Source organism: Rickettsia endosymbiont of Culicoides newsteadi (genome assembly GCF_002259525.1).
In the GTDB taxonomy this organism is placed as follows: domain Bacteria; phylum Pseudomonadota; class Alphaproteobacteria; order Rickettsiales; family Rickettsiaceae; genus Tisiphia.
The window spans coordinates 1-1,428 of record NZ_MWZE01000154.1; the positions used below are offsets into that span (position 1 = coordinate 1).

Below are 1,428 nucleotides of genomic sequence, written 5' to 3' on the forward strand. Positions count from 1 at the left end.
GTCGCCATATTGCTATTATTAAATTTATTCATTATCTATCATTATAACTTATATTAACCTCTATGTTAAGTGCTATAACTCCTTGCAACTCCTATATCTCCTTTATTTTTTCTTATCCCTTATCCCGAATTGACGTAATATACCTCCTTAACTATTTCAATTGGTATTATTAAGAATAAGAGAAGTAGAAATCGATTAGTGGGTGCAAAAAAACAGTTATAATGCACTATGAAACTATTTAACCTAAAGTTTGAGCTAGGTCTAATAATGTTAAAATGGTATTATAACTAAATTAATAAAATTAGAGGTAAATTATGCAAAAATGGCAGTTACAAGAGGCAAAGGAACATTTTGAAGAAATTATTGAACTCGCTGAAAACGGGCAACCTCAATTAGTAAATGATAAGAAGAGGCATAAAGCTGTCTATATTATCTCAGCGGAAGATTATATAGGTGATAAAATAAAACCCCCTATGTCATTTAAAGAATTTTTATTATCCATACCAAAAGTTGATAACGATGATGATGAGGATTTATTTGAAAGAAAACCAAGTAAAGCTAGGGAAGATATTGATATATGAGATATTTACTTGATACTAATATATTGTCAGAGTTCCGTAAGAAAAGTCCAAATAGCCAAGTAATATCTTGGTTATATCAAGTAGCTATAGAATCATTATATATAAGTTACTTAACAATCGGTGAGATTCAAAAAGGGATTGCTAAAAAGAGACAGATAGATTTAGTAGCATCATTAAGTTTAGAAAGGTGGCAAGATATTTTAATTAAAAATTATACCGCTAGAACCATTGGTATAGATAGTATAGATGTATGTAAATGTTGGGGGGAATTACTTGCTATTGATGCTACAAATCAGGTAGATAGCCTACTTGCTGCACAAGCAATAGTTCATGACATGGTTTTAGTTACTCGTAATACTAAACATTTTAATAAATTTGGAGTAAAATTACTAAATCCTTTTGAGGAATTTGGATTTAAATGATGTAAGAGGTAAAAAGTTGATAAATATCAATAATGCAGCCTTGAGCAGAAAGTTTGGCGACCCAGCTCAAGGTGCAAAGACACGGTTAAGCATCATACTGATAGTGGCTCTTTTTATGCCATTTTCAGTATCTGCCAGTATCACATGTAAAGGGCATTTTGTCAATCCAATTACTGACATTTTGTCAATAACATTCTGGGGTATGTCGTCACGAGATTGTGATTGCATAATTTTATGTGATTTGTTATTATAATTGTAGTAATAAAAATAGGCGATAAGAAGCAATGAGTTTAGCACATAGAAGACATGATATAAGCGATGAGCTTTGGAATAAGATAGAAAGCCATTTACCTGGTCAGAAAGGTTGTTGGGGAGGTATTGCAAGAGATAATAGAACTTTTATAAATGCAGTGATGTGGATATTT

The 1,428-nt window shown here is 31.2% G+C and carries 3 protein-coding genes and 1 pseudogene; all 4 read left to right on the plus strand.

The window, feature by feature from the left end; all coding sequences use genetic code 11:
- Nucleotides 1-314 precede the first annotated feature (314 nt).
- Complete coding sequence (locus RiCNE_RS06955) at nt 315-581, plus strand: type II toxin-antitoxin system prevent-host-death family antitoxin (protein WP_094649825.1); 267 nt, start codon at nt 315-317, stop codon at nt 579-581.
- Nucleotides 578-1,003, plus strand: coding sequence for a type II toxin-antitoxin system VapC family toxin (locus tag RiCNE_RS06960; RefSeq protein WP_094649826.1), 426 nt, complete (start codon nt 578-580; stop codon nt 1,001-1,003). Before RiCNE_RS06955 ends, RiCNE_RS06960 begins: the two co-directional genes overlap by 4 nt.
- A 16-nt stretch (nt 1,004-1,019) precedes the next feature.
- Complete coding sequence (locus RiCNE_RS06965) at nt 1,020-1,256, plus strand: hypothetical protein (protein ID WP_157905720.1); 237 nt, start codon at nt 1,020-1,022, stop codon at nt 1,254-1,256.
- Nucleotides 1,257-1,287: 31 nt separating this feature from the next.
- Nucleotides 1,288-1,428: pseudogene (locus RiCNE_RS08195) on the plus strand (IS5/IS1182 family transposase); the annotation flags it as partial.